Annotated in this window: 16 protein-coding genes; 9 read left to right on the plus strand and 7 right to left on the minus strand. The window is 37.7% G+C overall.

The annotated features are described in order from the left end of the window. Window positions 1-92: 92 nt before the first annotated feature. Window positions 93-338 carry a hypothetical protein gene (locus tag HDF25_RS00190; RefSeq protein WP_184621542.1) on the plus strand — a complete coding sequence of 82 codons (246 nt, stop codon included), beginning with the start codon at window positions 93-95 and terminating at the stop codon, window positions 336-338. A gap of 67 nt (window positions 339-405) precedes the next feature. Beyond that, window positions 406-1,023: a DUF5025 domain-containing protein gene (locus HDF25_RS00195; RefSeq protein WP_184621544.1), complete on the plus strand. Its 618-nt coding sequence runs from the start codon at window positions 406-408 to the stop codon at window positions 1,021-1,023. A gap of 66 nt (window positions 1,024-1,089) precedes the next feature. Here the strand turns inward: HDF25_RS00195 and gap are convergent, their stop codons facing one another. The 3 genes from gap to pfkA are packed head-to-tail and all read right to left on the minus strand — an operon-like array spanning window position 1,090 to window position 3,927. After that, window positions 1,090-2,091 carry a type I glyceraldehyde-3-phosphate dehydrogenase gene (gene gap, locus HDF25_RS00200; protein WP_184621546.1) on the minus strand — a complete coding sequence of 334 codons (1,002 nt, stop codon included), beginning with the start codon at window positions 2,089-2,091 and terminating at the stop codon, window positions 1,090-1,092. A gap of 5 nt (window positions 2,092-2,096) precedes the next feature. Then, on the minus strand, window positions 2,097-2,939 hold the full coding sequence (locus HDF25_RS00205; protein ID WP_184621548.1) for a hypothetical protein: 843 nt from the start codon (window positions 2,937-2,939) through the stop codon (window positions 2,097-2,099). A 1-nt stretch (window position 2,940) separates the two neighbouring features. Next, window positions 2,941-3,927 carry a 6-phosphofructokinase gene (pfkA, locus tag HDF25_RS00210; RefSeq protein WP_184621550.1) on the minus strand — a complete coding sequence of 329 codons (987 nt, stop codon included), beginning with the start codon at window positions 3,925-3,927 and terminating at the stop codon, window positions 2,941-2,943. Between the two features lie 117 nt (window positions 3,928-4,044). Between pfkA and HDF25_RS00215 the strand changes: the two genes are divergently transcribed. Further along, entirely contained in the window at window positions 4,045-4,734 is a 690-nt protein-coding gene (locus tag HDF25_RS00215) for an NUDIX hydrolase (RefSeq protein WP_184621552.1), read from the plus strand. Between the two features lie 57 nt (window positions 4,735-4,791). Here HDF25_RS00215 and HDF25_RS00220 read toward each other — a convergent pair whose 3' ends face one another. Then, window positions 4,792-5,658: an N-acetylglucosamine kinase gene (locus HDF25_RS00220; protein WP_184621554.1), complete on the minus strand. Its 867-nt coding sequence runs from the start codon at window positions 5,656-5,658 to the stop codon at window positions 4,792-4,794. Window positions 5,659-6,252: 594 nt separating this feature from the next. On the opposite strand from HDF25_RS00220, the gene HDF25_RS00225 reads away from it, so the two are divergent. From HDF25_RS00225 to HDF25_RS00235, 3 genes are read left to right on the plus strand one after another with little or no spacing between them, the layout of a single operon-like run. Beyond that, window positions 6,253-7,293 (plus strand): threonine aldolase family protein, encoded by a 1,041-nt coding sequence (locus tag HDF25_RS00225; RefSeq protein ID WP_184621556.1) that lies wholly within the window; start codon window positions 6,253-6,255, stop codon window positions 7,291-7,293. 8 nt (window positions 7,294-7,301) lie between these two features. Further along, window positions 7,302-8,786: an acetyl-CoA carboxylase biotin carboxylase subunit gene (gene accC, locus HDF25_RS00230; RefSeq protein ID WP_184621559.1), complete on the plus strand. Its 1,485-nt coding sequence runs from the start codon at window positions 7,302-7,304 to the stop codon at window positions 8,784-8,786. 6 nt (window positions 8,787-8,792) lie between these two features. After that, entirely contained in the window at window positions 8,793-9,377 is a 585-nt protein-coding gene (locus HDF25_RS00235) for a riboflavin synthase (protein WP_184621561.1), read from the plus strand. An 8-nt stretch (window positions 9,378-9,385) separates the two neighbouring features. Here the strand turns inward: HDF25_RS00235 and HDF25_RS00240 are convergent, their stop codons facing one another. Further along, the gene (locus HDF25_RS00240) at window positions 9,386-10,534 is read right to left on the minus strand and encodes a tetratricopeptide repeat protein (RefSeq protein ID WP_184621563.1); all 1,149 of its coding nucleotides are present in this window, start codon (window positions 10,532-10,534) and stop codon (window positions 9,386-9,388) included. A gap of 165 nt (window positions 10,535-10,699) precedes the next feature. Between HDF25_RS00240 and HDF25_RS00245 the strand changes: the two genes are divergently transcribed. Further along, a complete protein-coding gene (locus HDF25_RS00245; protein WP_184621565.1) occupies window positions 10,700-11,002 on the plus strand; it encodes a hypothetical protein in 303 nt (100 codons plus the stop codon). Between the two features lie 47 nt (window positions 11,003-11,049). Here the strand turns inward: HDF25_RS00245 and HDF25_RS00250 are convergent, their stop codons facing one another. Continuing rightward, a complete protein-coding gene (locus HDF25_RS00250) occupies window positions 11,050-12,816 on the minus strand; it encodes a histidine kinase N-terminal 7TM domain-containing protein (protein WP_184621567.1) in 1,767 nt (588 codons plus the stop codon). Window positions 12,817-13,045: 229 nt separating this feature from the next. Between HDF25_RS00250 and HDF25_RS00255 the strand changes: the two genes are divergently transcribed. Next, a complete protein-coding gene (locus tag HDF25_RS00255; protein ID WP_184621569.1) occupies window positions 13,046-13,636 on the plus strand; it encodes a porin family protein in 591 nt (196 codons plus the stop codon). A 108-nt stretch (window positions 13,637-13,744) separates the two neighbouring features. Continuing rightward, a complete protein-coding gene (locus HDF25_RS00260) occupies window positions 13,745-14,023 on the plus strand; it encodes a hypothetical protein (protein WP_184621571.1) in 279 nt (92 codons plus the stop codon). Here HDF25_RS00260 and HDF25_RS00265 read toward each other — a convergent pair. Continuing rightward, window positions 14,020-14,940 (minus strand): YihY/virulence factor BrkB family protein, encoded by a 921-nt coding sequence (locus HDF25_RS00265; RefSeq protein ID WP_184621573.1) that lies wholly within the window; start codon window positions 14,938-14,940, stop codon window positions 14,020-14,022. The two genes, HDF25_RS00260 and HDF25_RS00265, sit on opposite strands and share 4 nt — an antisense overlap. Window positions 14,941-15,065 lie beyond the last annotated feature (125 nt).

Genomic DNA, 15,065 nt, shown 5'->3' on the forward strand with positions numbered 1-15,065 from the left:
TTTTATAAGCCGGAAAGATCTGCCATCTTTAATCAAATCATTGGAAATACCAGCAGATGGTTTTCCAGCCTATCCGGGAATATTAATTGTAAATGATGAACATAATTATTTTTAAAACATCGGTGCAGGACTATGAAGACCTGGTTTGTGTGGAACCTGCTTTAAATTCTTTTCTGGGAGAAAGAAACTGGTCATTTGATCTGGAGGATGAAGATAAAATCCTAAGGGTAGTGAGTCCGGAGTTATGCACTGTTGCTGTTGAACAGTTGCTTATTGAATATGGGTTCTTATGTATTGAATTACCCTATTCGCTGGATGAGTTTAATCCGAAAATTTAGCCGGTCATCGCTTTTGATTATTTTTATTAACAATAAGTTATTATATTCGCAATATAACGCCTATTGTATGAAAATTATCTGCTTCAAATCGAAAACAACGTTTTCTCTTTTATTAGCGGCTGGTTTGCTATCTTTTTCCTGTTCAAAAGACAAGAATATAATTGAAAAACCTATCCAGAAAGAATATACGCAGCATTTTGAGGCTATTATAGCCGGAAAATCTATTGCAGTAGAAAATACAATAAGTAAAGACAGGGATGTACTCAGCGGTCAGTGGACCGGGATAGGGTTGAGTGATGGCTCCGAAAAATCATTATATAATGTCCTGGTCAGGTTACCCAAAGGACTTCTGGATAACGATCTTGAACCAGTCCTGAGATTTCAGGTTGATAACATCAAAGTTGGTTATTTTAATATCACCGGTGTGAATGACAGATATGAAAATCTGGAAGGATCACATATCGTGCTTTCTGCATGGGGAAAAAACGGTAATGGTGATGATGCGATAGTTTATACTGCGAATCCGGATATGAAACCTTTTAGTTTGGAAATTACACGATATGAATACCTGAGTGGAAGTGCAATTCCTATTGTAGGTGGAAAACTCAGTGGTGTATTGTATAATGAAGAAGATGTACGGGATTCTATCACCATCCGGAATGGGGTGTTTGAAGTTCGTTATTAATAAAAAAAGGATGCCCTATCCGGAACATCCCTTTTCTAACCAAATATAAACCTGTATGAACAGGATTTATTTTAGGTTTCCGTAGTATTCTACAAATTTAGCTAATGCTGAAGAATAACCCCACTCGTTATCGTACCATGAAACTACTTTTACGAAGTTGTCATTTAATGCGATACCTGCATTTGCATCAAAAATTGAAGCGTGGTCATCACCGATAAAATCAGATGAAACAACTTCATCTTCAGTATATCCCAGAACTCCTTTTAATTCACCTTCAGATGCTGCTTTCATCGCATCTTTAATTTGCTGATAAGTAGCTGGTTTTTCTAAACGAACTGTTAAATCTACTACTGAAACGTCAGCAACCGGTACGCGGAAAGCCATACCTGTCAATTTACCTTTAAGCTCAGGAATAACTTTCGTTACTGCTTTAGCAGCACCTGTAGCAGAAGGAATGATGTTAGAGAAACCACCACGTCCACCTCTCCAGTCTTTCGCAGAAGGACCATCAACAGTTTTTTGTGTTGCAGTAACTGCATGTACAGTGCTCATCAGTCCTTCAGCAATACCCCAGTTATCGTGTAATACTTTAGCTATTGGTGCAAGACAGTTAGTTGTACAAGATGCATTTGAAACAACAGTCTGATCTGCTGTTAATTTATGATGATTTACACCCATTACGTAAGTCGGGATAGAATCATCTTTAGCCGGAGCCGAAAGAACTACTCTTTTTGCACCTGCAGTAAGGTGTTTCTCTGCATCAGCCTGAGTTAAAAATAACCCTGTTGATTCAATTACAGTTTCTACACCAACTTCATTCCATTTTAAGTTAGCCGGATCTCTTTCAGCTGTGATACGGATGGTTTTTCCGTTAACGACTAAATGTCCGTTAACTACTTCAATAGTTCCGTCAAAACGACCATGTGTAGTGTCATATTTCAACATATAGGCCATGTAATCCGGCTCTACAAGATCATTTATGGCAACTACATCTAAACCTCTTTTTAATGCAGCTCTGAAAACTAATCTTCCGATACGGCCAAAACCGTTTATTCCAATCTTTGTCATTATTATTAATTTGAATAGTAATTAAGTAAATTATATATTGGTTCTTTGGTAATTGTGGTAATTTCAAAACCATTTTTCTTTGCTATAGTGCGTAGACGGTCCTGAAAGTTCCCTGCCACTATTCCTACAAAATGAACTTCTTCCTCAGGATGAAGTTTAATGGTAGGTAGCAGGTAGGTATTGATATAACGCTGAAAAGCGTCATCTATGACTTGCTGAATGTATTCATGTTCCCTGTTTTCTATAAAAAACTCGAGAAAAGAACTCAGGAACTGCTGGGCCATTGTTTTTTTGTAAACTTTATCCAGGATCTCCGATCTGTTCAGGTCATATTTTTTACTGAATTTTTTCATCAGGTCGGCCGGTAGTTTTTCCTGCAGATAATGTTTCAGGATAATTTTTCCCAGGTAAGTTGCTGAACCTTCGTCACTCAGAATAAAACCAAGGCCAAAGTTATTGGGCTCGGGTTTAGTACCATCAAAATAGGCACAGTTAGCCCCGCTTCCTAAAATACTTACAATTCCGGTTTTATTAAAACAGGCTGCTATTGCAGCGCCATATAGGTCGTCCTGAACAGTAATTTTACTGTGTTTGAAGAATAAGCCCAATGAAGCAGTTAACTCGTTCCTGCGCTCTAATGAGGTCGCTCCTGCAGCAAATACGTGGATCTTCTTAATCTGTTCTGCATGGTTGATTAAAATAGTTTTTCTGTTTAGTTGTTGCAGTAAAGATTTCTGATCTACGAAAAATGGGTTAATACCAGGCATACTGCATTCGGCAATTGTCTTACCGTCTTTAGCTATCTTCCATAGTGCAGTCTTTGATCCGCTGTATACTACCGCTATCATGTTAAATGGATAAAACTTTAGTCATTTCCAATAAGTCGCTTTCTAATTTAAAACTATGCTCTGTCAATGCCTCGTCCAAACTGGTTAATTTGATCTCGTTTCCTCTCAAACCAACCATTTGCTGTGTACTGCCTTTGAGTAATTCATTTACAGCTGCGTAACCTAAACGGCTTCCCAGGATTCTGTCAAAACTACTTGGACTACCACCACGTTGCAAGTGCCCTAATATAGTGACCTTTGTGTCATAATGGTTGAATTTTTCTTTCACATGTTTCGCGATGTCATAAGCACCCCCTTGTTTATGGCCTTCAGACACAATGACAATGCTGGAAGATTTTTTGGTAGCTGCACCAGCTTCCAGTTGTTTGATCAGCTCATCCAGACTGGTTGCCTTTTCCGGTAGTAATACGGCCTCAGCTCCACAGGCAATTGCGCTTCTCAGGGCAATACATCCTGAATCTCTCCCCATTACTTCAACAAAAAACAAACGATCATGTGAATCAGCAGTATCTCTGATCTTATCTATAGCTTCAATAACGGTGTTAATGGCTGTATCATAGCCTAGGGTGAAATCTGAACCGTATAAATCGTTATCGATTGTACCGGGAATGGCAATGACGTTGATCTGATGTCTCTGTGCAAAGCGGCGGGCACCGGTAAATGTACCATCTCCTCCGATTACGACCAGGGCATCAATATCATGTAACTTCAGATTTTCATAAGCAAGGTCCATGCCCTCCTCTGTTTTAAACTCTAAACAACGGGCTGTTTTTAGTACGGTTCCGCCCAAATGGATAATATTGCTCACGGAGCGGGCATCCATTGGAATAATATTGTTAGTTATTAATCCCTGATAACCTTGCAAAACTCCAAACATATTTATACCATTGTAAATACCGGTACGTACAACTGCTCTGATGCATGCGTTCATTCCGGGAGCGTCACCCCCAGATGTCAATACGGCGATATTTTTGATATTTGGTTTCATGTGTTTATATTACGAATATACCGTGTAGATATTACACTAAGTAATTTATTTTGATTTATTTTATGTAAATCGCAAACAAGTATATTAATTTGCTTTAGTTTTTAAAAATTTAATGTTTTGAAAGAAGTCTTACCACAGCTTAATTCCACCTTCTCCATAGATTGTGTTTTATTCGGATTTGATGAAGGAGAATTAAAAGTTCTGCTGATTGAAAGGAATGAAGAACCTTTTAAAGATTGGTGGGCACTTCCCGGATATCTGGTGAATGAAAACGAGAGTCTGGATCAGTCTGCCGCACGTATCTTACACGAGCTTACAGGGATAGAGAATGTCTATATGGAGCAATTCTACACTTTTGGTGACGTAGGCCGTCACCCTCAGGGAAGAATTATTTCAGTAGCTTATTATGCAATGTTGCGATTAGGGGGGGATAAAGCCCTTAAACCAATCAGCAATTATGCTAAACAGGCACACTGGATTAATGTCAAAGAGTTGCCTCCGCTGGCTTTTGACCATCAGAAAATCTTTGATCAGGGACTGGAAAAAATTAAAAGAAGGATTAAACATCAGCCAATTGCATTTGAATTGCTTCCGGAGAAATTTACACTTACACAATTGCAAAATGTGTATGAGGTTATTTTGGGTAAAAAACTGGATAAGCGGAATTTCAGGAAAAAGATGCTGAGTTTTAACGTACTGAAAGATTTAAATGAGAAACAGAAGGGAGTTTCTTTCAGGGCAGCTACACTTTATCGTTTCGATAAAAGAAAATACGGAAAGTTATTTGGCAAAGAAATATCATTCTAAATATTCATCCACAAAAAATCCGGTAGTAATTACTACCGGATTTTTTGTGGATTATTTTTACAGGCTTACTTTTCTCGCAGGCTGCATATGATAATCTACAAGATCATCTATAGGAGAGCGGATGATCTTACCTACACCCATTTCATATCTGTCAGCAACAATGCTCAGAATATCTCTGAAGCTGTATCCAACCGAACCTACACAGTTCAAGGAATAATCTTTATAGTTCGGGTAATGAATTACCAGATTCTCAAAAAATGCCGTGAAAGCATATTCAACTGTTGAGAATGCATAATCTTCGTAGTTGTCTTTGAAGTCGTACAGGAATTTACTGAAACCGGCACAAAAACGGTTTGGAAGTGGTTTGTTGTAGATATGATCGAAGATGTCTTCGTTTGTTAAAGCAAAGTTGTCATAGAAACTCTCGCGTAATCCTTTAGGCATATAACCCTTCATGTAATCACCAAGGATACGTTTACCTATAAAGCATCCGCTACCCTCATCTCCAAGAAAATAACCCAGAGAATCAATGTTCAGAGAAATATCATTTCCATTATAAAGACAAGAGTTAGTTCCTGTACCTAATATAGCTGCAAAACCTGGCTCATCACCAAGCAATGCTCTGCAGGAAGCCAGTAAGTCATGACCGATAAAGATCGCTGCATTGACGAAAACCTGACCCATGGCATCAGCCACGATTTTTTTAAGCGCGTCGGTTGAACAACCGGCACCATAGTAATATACTTCTGTTAATTTGTCTGCCTCTAAATGATCTGGTAAAGACTTTTTTAAAGATTCAACAATGTAATCTGTACGGGAAAAATACGGATTATAACCTTCGGTATTAAAATGAATTTTTCTACCAGCTTCATTAATTAAACACCAATTGGTTTTGGTTGAACCACCATCTGCAATAACTATCATCTTAATTTGTTTTTTGGGGGGTAAAAGTAAATATTCCTGACATTTTCAAAAGTTTTTTTTATTGAAGTATATATTGTTTTTTAATGGTAATGAATCTATCATGATTTTATTTTCATTTCGTTGTGTGATTTGAAAAATCATGATGGTTCCATTTTTAGGTTTTTTTTAACGGTCCTGTATGATGCATGCTGCCGGCTCAGTTTTTTTACCAGATATCTGCATTTATATTAGTACTTATTGTTTAATGTTGCTGTTAATTCTAGTGTTTAGCTCTTGTTTTATTTGTTAATTTAACTGATGTTCTTTTTTATGTTTATCATAAACGTCAGATATACAGTTAGTAAGATGACAGGTTTTAGATATTGTTAAATTAACACTAAGATAAAATTACACTAGTTATTTTAAATTCCAAATTTTAATATTTTATTACACTTTATTATTGCTAGAATATTCTTCAAATATACTCAAACATTAAATTTTAAAATACTCATAACTAGGTATCAGAGAATTTAATATGGTATTTCTGGCAGCGGCGAATAAAAATGCTTTGATGTACGCTGTATTTATGATAATTTCACCTTTAATGATAAAAGTATGCAAAAGAAAATAGATTTTAGAAGTGATACGGTGACCCTGCCAACTGAAGGAATGATTAATGCGATGATGACGGCCAGGGTTGGGGATGATGTGTATGGAGAAGACGAAACGGTAACTGAACTTGAGCATAAATTATCCGGACTTTTTAATATGGAAGCTGGTTTGTTTTGTCCTTCTGGTACAATGACTAATCAGATAGCAATCAAATGTTTTACACGGCCGATGGACGAAGTAATTTGCGATCAGACTGCCCATGTATACCGTTATGAAGGCGGAGGTATTGCTTTTCATTCTTCAGCATCAGTCAGATTACTGAATGGTCCCAGAGGGATATTAAGTCCTGGACTAATAGCCCCGGAAATCAATGAAGATAATATTCATTATCCTAATTCCAGTCTTGTCGTGTTGGAAAACACAGTTAATAAGGGGGGAGGAGCCTGTTATACACTGGAGCAGATTGAACCCATTCATGCATTGTGTAAGCGTAATGGACTGAAGCTCCATCTGGATGGGGCAAGAATTTTTAATGCATTGGTGAAAACAGGGGATTCTGCAGGTAATTATGGTCAGTATTTTGACGGTATTTCTGTTTGTCTTTCCAAAGGTCTGGGGGCACCGGTAGGTTCGGTTCTACTGGGCTCGGGGGAAACAATTCATCAGGCAAGAAAGATCAGGAAAGCTTTCGGAGGAGGAATGAGGCAGGCTGGTTTTCTGGCAGCAGCTGGTATATATGCACTGGATCATCATATAACCCGGCTTTCGGAAGATCATTTTCATGCACAATTGCTGGCTGATGCTTTGGCAAATGTTAGCTTTGTTTCAGAGGTAATGCCAGTAGAAACGAATATTGTTATTTTTAAAATGGCTGAGGGATATACTGCCGGAAGTGTATTGAAAAGTCTTGCCGGGCAAGGAATTTTATGTGGTGCTACCGGGCCTGATACCCTTAGATTTGTTACACATTTAAATGTGAGCGCTGATCAGATCACTCAGGCTATTGAGCTTATTACAAGGCTGAAACCTGTTAAAGATTATTAAAAAATATTATGAAGAAACTTTTGGTTGCCAACAGAGGGGAGATAGCTTTGCGTATCATGCGTTCTGCAAAAGAGATGGGAATTCTGACTGTGGCTGTATTTTCGGAAGCTGACAGAGAAGCTCTTCATGTACGTTATGCGGATGAGGCTATTTTAATAGGCCCTGCACCAGCAAATCAGTCTTACCTGGTAGGGGAAAAAATTATTGAGGCTTGCCGGATAACGGGGGCAGAGGCAATACACCCAGGTTATGGTTTTTTATCTGAGAATGCGGCCTTCGCGAGAATGGTAAAGGAAGCGGGATTAATTCTGATTGGACCTTCGCCGGAAGCTATGGCGGTTATGGGAAATAAGTTATCAGCAAAAGCTGCAGCGCTTAAATATCAGATTCCAATGGTTCCGGGAACAGAAGAGGCTATCACGGATGTAGAAGAAGCAAAACGCAGGGCCCAGGAAGTTGGCTTTCCTATTCTGATTAAAGCTGCTGCGGGTGGTGGTGGAAAGGGGATGAGGATCGTGGAAGAACCCGGGGCTTTCGAAGAGCAGATGCAGCTGGCAGTCAGTGAGGCTAAATCAGCATTTGGTGATGGAGCGGTTTTTATAGAAAGATATGTTTCTTCACCCAGACATATAGAAATACAGGTTCTTGGTGATAATTATGGAAATATCGTCCATCTTTTTGAAAGAGAATGTTCTATTCAGAGAAGACATCAGAAGGTCATTGAAGAAGCTCCTTCCAGTGTATTAAGTCCTGAGATCAGAGAGAAGATGGGAAAATGTGCAGTTGATGTTGCCCGGTCTGTTAATTATACGGGAGCCGGGACAGTCGAGTTCATCCTGGATGAAAATCTGGATTTCTTTTTTCTTGAAATGAATACCCGTTTACAGGTTGAACATCCGGTTACTGAACTGATCACGGGGCTGGATCTTGTTAAAGAGCAGATTAAAATTGCCAGAGGAGAAAAACTGGGCTACAGCCAGGAAGATTTAAAAATTAACGGACATGCTATCGAATTAAGGGTATATGCAGAAGACCCAAAACATAATTTTCTTCCTGATATCGGTACATTGAAAACTTACCGGACACCTAAGGGGAACGGGGTAAGAGTGGATGATGGTTTTGAACAGGGAATGGAAATACCTGTATATTATGACCCTATGATTGCTAAACTGATAACTTACGGTGCTGATCGTTCTGAGGCTATTTCCAGAATGCTCAGGGCAATTTCAGAATATGACATTACGGGCATTCAAACTACACTGAACTTTGGTAAATTTGTCATGGAACATGAAGCATTTACTTCTGGAAATTTTAATACACATTTCGTAGGTAAATATTTCAATCCGGAAAATAAGGAAAATACAGATGAAGACGAAGCGCTGATGGCAGCAATAGTCGCATTAAGAAATTTAAAGAAAAAAAATAATGCTGTTGTGATTGAAACGACGGCAGGTACATCAGGTAACTGGCTTAAAAACCGGAAAAAATATTAAAGAATTATGTTTACAGGTATTATTGAGACACTAGGAACGGTTAAAGAGATTAACGGAGAAGGAACAAATCTTCATTTTACTATTGAATCTGATCTGAGCAATGAATTGAAGATTGACCAGAGTGTATCCCACAATGGAGTATGTTTAACAGTAGTGGCGCTGACTGATACTACACATACGGTTACAGCGATTCAGGAGACTCTGGAAAAGAGTAATATGCAGTACCTGAATCAGGGGATGATTGTGAACCTGGAAAGATGTATGCAAATGAATGGAAGACTTGATGGGCATATTGTTCAGGGGCATGTTGACCAGACTGCTGTTTGTGTACTGAGACAAGAGTTAGACGGGAGCTGGGAATACCGGTTTAAATATGACAGCAGTAATGGTAACGTAACAGTAGAAAAGGGATCTGTTTGTGTGAATGGAATCAGTCTGACTGTGGTTAATTCTACAGTTGATGAATTCTCTGTATTTATCATCCCATATACTTTTGAACATACGAATATGCAGGAGGTAAATGTTGGAGATACGGTAAATTTAGAATTTGATATAATTGGTAAATATGTAGCACGTTTACTCCATCAATAACCATTGGGTTATTGATGGAGTAAAACCAATCGCTGTTTGATATAATCAAGTACTTCTCTGTACTTTTCAGGATCAGGGTTGCTGTTTAAGAATTTTTTATAATATTTGACAGCAACCTTTTTATTGTTCAGTTTTCCATCATTCAATAAAGCGAGATTGTAGTAGACTTCTCCTTTATTCTCAAAACCCAGGCTCTTCTGATAACTCTGACCGGCCTTTTTTAACTGTTCAGTTTTTTCATAAACTTCCCCCAGGATTTTATAGTAATTAGACATATAAGGGGAGATCCCCTCTTTGATTGATTTAGTCATGTAATCAGCTGCATGTGGATAGTCTTTTAATTCGCGATAGCATAAGGCTGTATAATATAGGGTAGATTCATTTTGCTGTTCCATATGTTCAATGGTCTTGAATAACCGGAGTGACTTGTCGTATGATTTTGATGCAAAATATATTTTACCCATATTATTCAAAACGTAACTGGAGCTATCTCCATAAGCCATTAGCGTTTCTCCTGTAAGAATTGCTTCATCCATTTTTTTTAAAGCAAGGCAAACGGGGAGTTTTGCTTTTAATAGGATCATATTGGCTGTATCTGCAGCTAAAGCGGGCTTCAATACCAGATAAGCAGAATCGTTCTTTTTGGTGAGATTGAAGCTATTAGCCAGGTCGAAAGCAACATCAGGATCGGCAGGGGCCAGTGCATTTGCCTTTTTTAAATAAAGCTGTTTTTCCGGGCTCATCGGATTGGGCACTATTGAAGCAAGCTGTTTGTATACATTAAAATTCATACTGTCCAGCTTAATGATCTCCAGATAATACCTTTTCGCTTTATTATCATCGCCTCTGCGCCTTCCGATACTGGCCAGATTAAACAAAACCGGCAAACTCGCTGGCTGAAGGGCATATAATTTCATGTAATTCTTTTCTGCAAGAGGTAAATTCCCTGCCATCATACTGGTATAAGCCAGCTGCGAAATTTCTTTTGGATCTTTTGAATTCTCACCATAAAGGGTCTGCAGATACATAGCAGCGTCCTTGAAACGTTGATTTTGATAATATTCTAAAAGTTTTTCCTTGTCCAGAATATTTCCGGACTGAGCGAAACCTGTCAGGGTATAACAGCAAAAACAGCTTAAAAGAATCAATAATTTCATAGCGTTAAATCTTTATAACTAATATATTAGTTATAAAGATTTAATCCTAGTCATAAATTATTTTATTTGGGAACATAACTCTGAAAATTCCTTAAAATCGAATCTCTGGCAAGGTAATTGGTTGATTATGAATATAAATGTTTGATAAAAATAAATTTTAATCATATGGATACTTTAAAGAAGTTTGAGTTGATGGAGAAGATTGTAAGAGAGTTAGAGGATTTACAACACTCACAACAGGCAATTATTCAAAAGATAGGAAAAATTGAAGTTGATAATATTGAACTGAGTGATAAGAAACTAGATAAAGATTTGCCAGATATGCATCAACGTGTTGCTGATAACCTGGATACAATTGTTGAGATATTAGCTTATTTCGCTGATAAAACTCAGAATTTCGGGAGCAAAAATAATGTCGATGCCTTAAAAGAGAAACAAATTATAAATGAGGCTACTGGAAATAGCTAAAGAACAGATTTACATTTTATAAAGAAAGCCCTGTTTATAGGGCTTTCTTATGCCGGAGATCTTGGGATTTGCAAAATAAACCGGGTTCCTGAACCGGGTTCACTTTCTACAGTAATAGTACCTTCATTCCTCTCCATAAAGTCCCAGCAGACCATCAGCCCGATTCCTGTGCCTTTCTCATTTTGTGTTCCTCTGCTGGAGAAGTTTTCGCCTTTAAAAAGTTTCTGCAGGTTTTCGGGTGAAATACCCACACCATTGTCCTCAATATGCAGTTCAACATATTCTTTGCTCAGATCAAAAGCAGAGATTTTGATCTGGCCATTTTTATGACAGAACTTAATTGCATTAATTATCAGGTTCCTGATGACAATCTGCATCATCAGCAGATCAGCAAAAGCTTCCAGGTCATCTGGTAAAGTCAGGCTGATAGCTATGTCTTTTCCTGCAGCGGCTTTGAGGTGATAGTTTACTTCAGAATTAATCAGACTTCTTAAATCAAAGAAATCTTTATTGATCCCATAACCTTTCAGCTGGCTTCTTGACCAGTGCAGTATATTTTCTAATAAATCAGTCGTATAGGAGATGTCTTTAGTTAGGGTAGGGGAAAGAAATTTGAATTCTTCCGGACTTATGGTGTCATCTGAAGTCATTTTTAGTACTTCCGCCAGGTTCAGTAAAGGGCCTCTGAGATCATGTGCCATTATGGAAAATATTCTGTCCTTTAACTGGTTTAGCTTTTGTAGTTCTTCGGTTTGCCGGATAGATTTTAAGGCTTCCTGTCTGACATTGGTTAAATCCTGAAGTTTAATGATAGTGGCATTACGGTTAAGTTTGTTCTCATTCATAAAACAGATGTCCGCTTCCAGATCGAAAACGCCATTGGCCGTATGAACAAGCAATTCAATTTTTCCAGATTCCTGCTGATTCAGTAAATCGAGTAATTCTGGCTGATACTGAAGTAAATCATTAATGTCTTTACCTATGATTTTATCAGATTGATATACACTAATATATTTTTTAAATGCTGAGTTATAATCTATAACCCGGTTACGATGATCCAGTACAATGAAACCATCCCGCATCAGCTCTAAAACTTTTTCTCTGGCAATAGGAAGAACATTGAATATTTTAAACCTGTATATGGCCATAAATATCAGAATTGTAGAGATCAAAAAAGCGAATGGGGTAATATCCAGGTTAGGTATGGGTCTTAATCTAATCAGATAGGAGAAATTGGCAATCCAGGGAATAATTGAGGCAGCCAGAATTATCTGGTTCTGTTTTTTATAGATCCGGTCAGAGATCCTGAATTTCTGAACGAGGAAATAGGTCCCTGCAAACAACAGGATGTAAAAGTACACGATGAAAAAATAGAAGCCAATTCCTGGAGCAATCTTCAGCATTGGAAAACTTCCGCTTTGATCGAGACTGAGTTGCTTATAATGGAGATGATGAAATTTGTTGGTCCAGACCAGTAGTAAAGTGAGTACAGGCATAACAGTAATCAGGAGCTTATTCCTTGTTTTCTTTAACCATTTTTCTTTTCCTGCCAGATCTATACAGAACAGAAACCAGGTTAATGGCACTGACACAATACCTATGTATTCAATATTAATCAGCACCTTCATCTGATCAAGCGTTGTACTCGCTAATTCAAAGCCATAGGCTAAAGACCAGATAGAAGTAGATAACATCAGATAACCAACCCAGCTAACTGTTCCTTTTTCATTATTAAGGATGTAACCGGATAGTAAAAACGTCATACTGCCAGAGATAATCAGGCTCAGTGCATAGAGATTGAAAGCAAAATTCATTAGGAAACGGATTGCTAATTGTGTTAAGAGGTCAAAGCAAATCTATGAAATAAGCCTAGATTAATTTAAATTGGCTTAATTTAGTTTGGAATAAAAATATTCCTAATTTTACTCCACATAAAATAACAAATGTAACCCAGTTGTAGAACTGCCAGAATTATGTTTCTTTAAATTTTAAATTAAAGGAATAAGCTCAAACAGAATTATGACTATAAAAAAACAAGAACTTATGAAAAAAATTATTTTATTCTCCATGTTTATCTGCTTTAGTGGTTTGGCCTTCGGACAGATACTACCGAGTTTCCAGTTTGGTATTAAAGGAGGAGCCAATCTATCTAAATTCAGCACTACCAATACTTTTGGAAGTGATAACTCAGCAGGTTATTACGCTGGAGTCTGGGCAAGAATAGGCGCAGCAGGCATACATTTTCAACCAGAGCTTTATTTGTCTGGTAAAAATGCCAAAATGGTGAGTACCGCAGACGGAACAGAAAATAAAGTGAAATTCACAAGTCTTGATGTGCCTTTACTGATTGGTACTAAAATCGGTGCTGCTGGTGTAGGAATACGTTTAAATACTGGTCCTGTAGTTTCATTTATTCTGGATGATAAACAATCTGCCGGAAGTGCTGTGGGGAAAGTTTTCAACGGAGACTTCAAAAAACAGAATTTCGCATGGCAGTTTGGAGCCGGTTTAGATGTAGGTAAAATTGGTGTAGACCTGAGATATGAGGCAGGTATTTCCAAATTAGGAAAAACAGGCTATGATGGTCAGCGGTTAAACTTGTTCACCTTAGGACTGGCACTTAAACTTTTCTAGAATTAATTTTAAATTTTCTTTTTAAGAGGGTAATCCATAATGGGTTACCCTCTTTTTTTGGCGTTAAATTTGCTGCATTCATCTTCCCTGACCTTAAATTATTCTGATATGAGTATTAAAGAATTGTTATTGAATGGAACCAGCTTTTTATTGCTGATGAAAGAGTATGCAGTCGATATTGCAGACATTAAAATTAAGGACGAAGATGTGCTTAATGTACAGTTTTTGCAACACCCCCAGGTTACAAAGGAGAGTATTTGTATCGAAGGCAAAAATAAAGATGGGATCATTAATTTTTTTGGGACACTCCATTATAATCTGAGGAGTAAACTAGCTGTTTTTGAAATGCAGGGATTTGAGCGGTCTGCAGTGCAGGAACTTACTTAGGATGGTTTTAATATCTCTTTTATTTCATAATTAAACGCACCTTTAATGGGACGTATCGGAGTTTCTTTGGCATCACTTAATACTTTTACAAAACATGCTCCGAAATAAAATATGAAAGAGGAGTAAAAAACAAAAAGCATAATTAACACGATAGAACCTGATGCGCCGTAGATGTTGCCTATGTTGCTTAATGGCAAGGCTATACGTAGAATGTATTTGCCTAGAGTAAAAAGAATACCCGTCAGAATTCCCCCTCTGACAGAAGATTTCCAGGTAGGTCTTCCGCTGGTCAGAAACCTGAATAAAACACTGAACCAGGTAGTCACAATAGCAATAAATAAAAGTTGATTTAGTATACTGAGGAATACTCTCCCAAAGGTTGGTGAGGCTGTGTTAATATAGGTTCCTATGAATGCCTGGATACTATCGGTCAGTAAACCAACGAAAAATAAGATGCCGGCAAGCAGGATAATCCCCATTGATCTGCCCCTTATCTTTAATTTGAATAAAAAACTGGTGTGATCTTTCATTCCGATTGACCAGATCTGATCCATTGAGTTCTTAATTACAGAGAAGAGTGTCGTTGCCACAAAGAGGAAAAAGACAAAACTTAAAATGGTAGCGTACCATTTATGATCCATTCCACGGATATTTCTTAATGTCTGCCTGATTTGTTGTGTACTGCTATCGTCCAGAAGTGTACCCAGTCTCTCGAAAATTCTGTTTACCAACGTTTTCCTGTCTATGAAAAACCCAAATAATCTGATCAGGATTAATAGAATAGGAGGTAAAGCGAAATTGGCGAAAAATGCTGTTGCACCTGCCAACCTTAACGGATCATTTTTTTGAAACAGTTTAAATGCTTTCCGGAAATGCAGGGTGAAAATATGAACTCTCTGGATATTAATGTTAGACATGCCTTTCAATTGCCGGTAAATCCCGAAAGTAGTTAAATTTTCTCAATGAAGAAGAAAGGAAAAAAAATAGGGGTTATAAACAGGGAAGCTATAAGGCTTCCCTGAATTTTTTAAATACTTAGCTA

This window comes from Pedobacter cryoconitis (assembly GCF_014207135.1).
In the GTDB taxonomy this organism is placed as follows: domain Bacteria; phylum Bacteroidota; class Bacteroidia; order Sphingobacteriales; family Sphingobacteriaceae; genus Pedobacter; species Pedobacter cryoconitis_D.

What these genes read in the sequence shown, in the direction of transcription:
- HDF25_RS00225 (WP_184621556.1), top strand. Translation starts at nt 6,253, where the DNA reads ATGCAAAAGAAAATAGATTTTAGAAGTGATACGGTGACCCTGCCAACT.
- HDF25_RS00240 (WP_184621563.1), bottom strand. Translation starts at nt 10,534, where the DNA reads ATGAAATTATTGATTCTTTTAAGCTGTTTTTGCTGTTATACCCTGACA.
- accC (WP_184621559.1), top strand. Translation starts at nt 7,302, where the DNA reads ATGAAGAAACTTTTGGTTGCCAACAGAGGGGAGATAGCTTTGCGTATC.
- HDF25_RS00235 (WP_184621561.1), top strand. Translation starts at nt 8,793, where the DNA reads ATGTTTACAGGTATTATTGAGACACTAGGAACGGTTAAAGAGATTAAC.
- pfkA (WP_184621550.1), bottom strand. Translation starts at nt 3,927, where the DNA reads ATGAAACCAAATATCAAAAATATCGCCGTATTGACATCTGGGGGTGAC.
- HDF25_RS00245 (WP_184621565.1), top strand. Translation starts at nt 10,700, where the DNA reads ATGGATACTTTAAAGAAGTTTGAGTTGATGGAGAAGATTGTAAGAGAG.
- HDF25_RS00255 (WP_184621569.1), top strand. Translation starts at nt 13,046, where the DNA reads ATGAAAAAAATTATTTTATTCTCCATGTTTATCTGCTTTAGTGGTTTG.
- HDF25_RS00265 (WP_184621573.1), bottom strand. Translation starts at nt 14,940, where the DNA reads ATGTCTAACATTAATATCCAGAGAGTTCATATTTTCACCCTGCATTTC.
- HDF25_RS00190 (WP_184621542.1), top strand. Translation starts at nt 93, where the DNA reads ATGATGAACATAATTATTTTTAAAACATCGGTGCAGGACTATGAAGAC.
- HDF25_RS00220 (WP_184621554.1), bottom strand. Translation starts at nt 5,658, where the DNA reads ATGATAGTTATTGCAGATGGTGGTTCAACCAAAACCAATTGGTGTTTA.
- gap (WP_184621546.1), bottom strand. Translation starts at nt 2,091, where the DNA reads ATGACAAAGATTGGAATAAACGGTTTTGGCCGTATCGGAAGATTAGTT.
- HDF25_RS00260 (WP_184621571.1), top strand. Translation starts at nt 13,745, where the DNA reads ATGAGTATTAAAGAATTGTTATTGAATGGAACCAGCTTTTTATTGCTG.
- HDF25_RS00205 (WP_184621548.1), bottom strand. Translation starts at nt 2,939, where the DNA reads ATGATAGCGGTAGTATACAGCGGATCAAAGACTGCACTATGGAAGATA.
- HDF25_RS00250 (WP_184621567.1), bottom strand. Translation starts at nt 12,816, where the DNA reads ATGAATTTTGCTTTCAATCTCTATGCACTGAGCCTGATTATCTCTGGC.
- HDF25_RS00195 (WP_184621544.1), top strand. Translation starts at nt 406, where the DNA reads ATGAAAATTATCTGCTTCAAATCGAAAACAACGTTTTCTCTTTTATTA.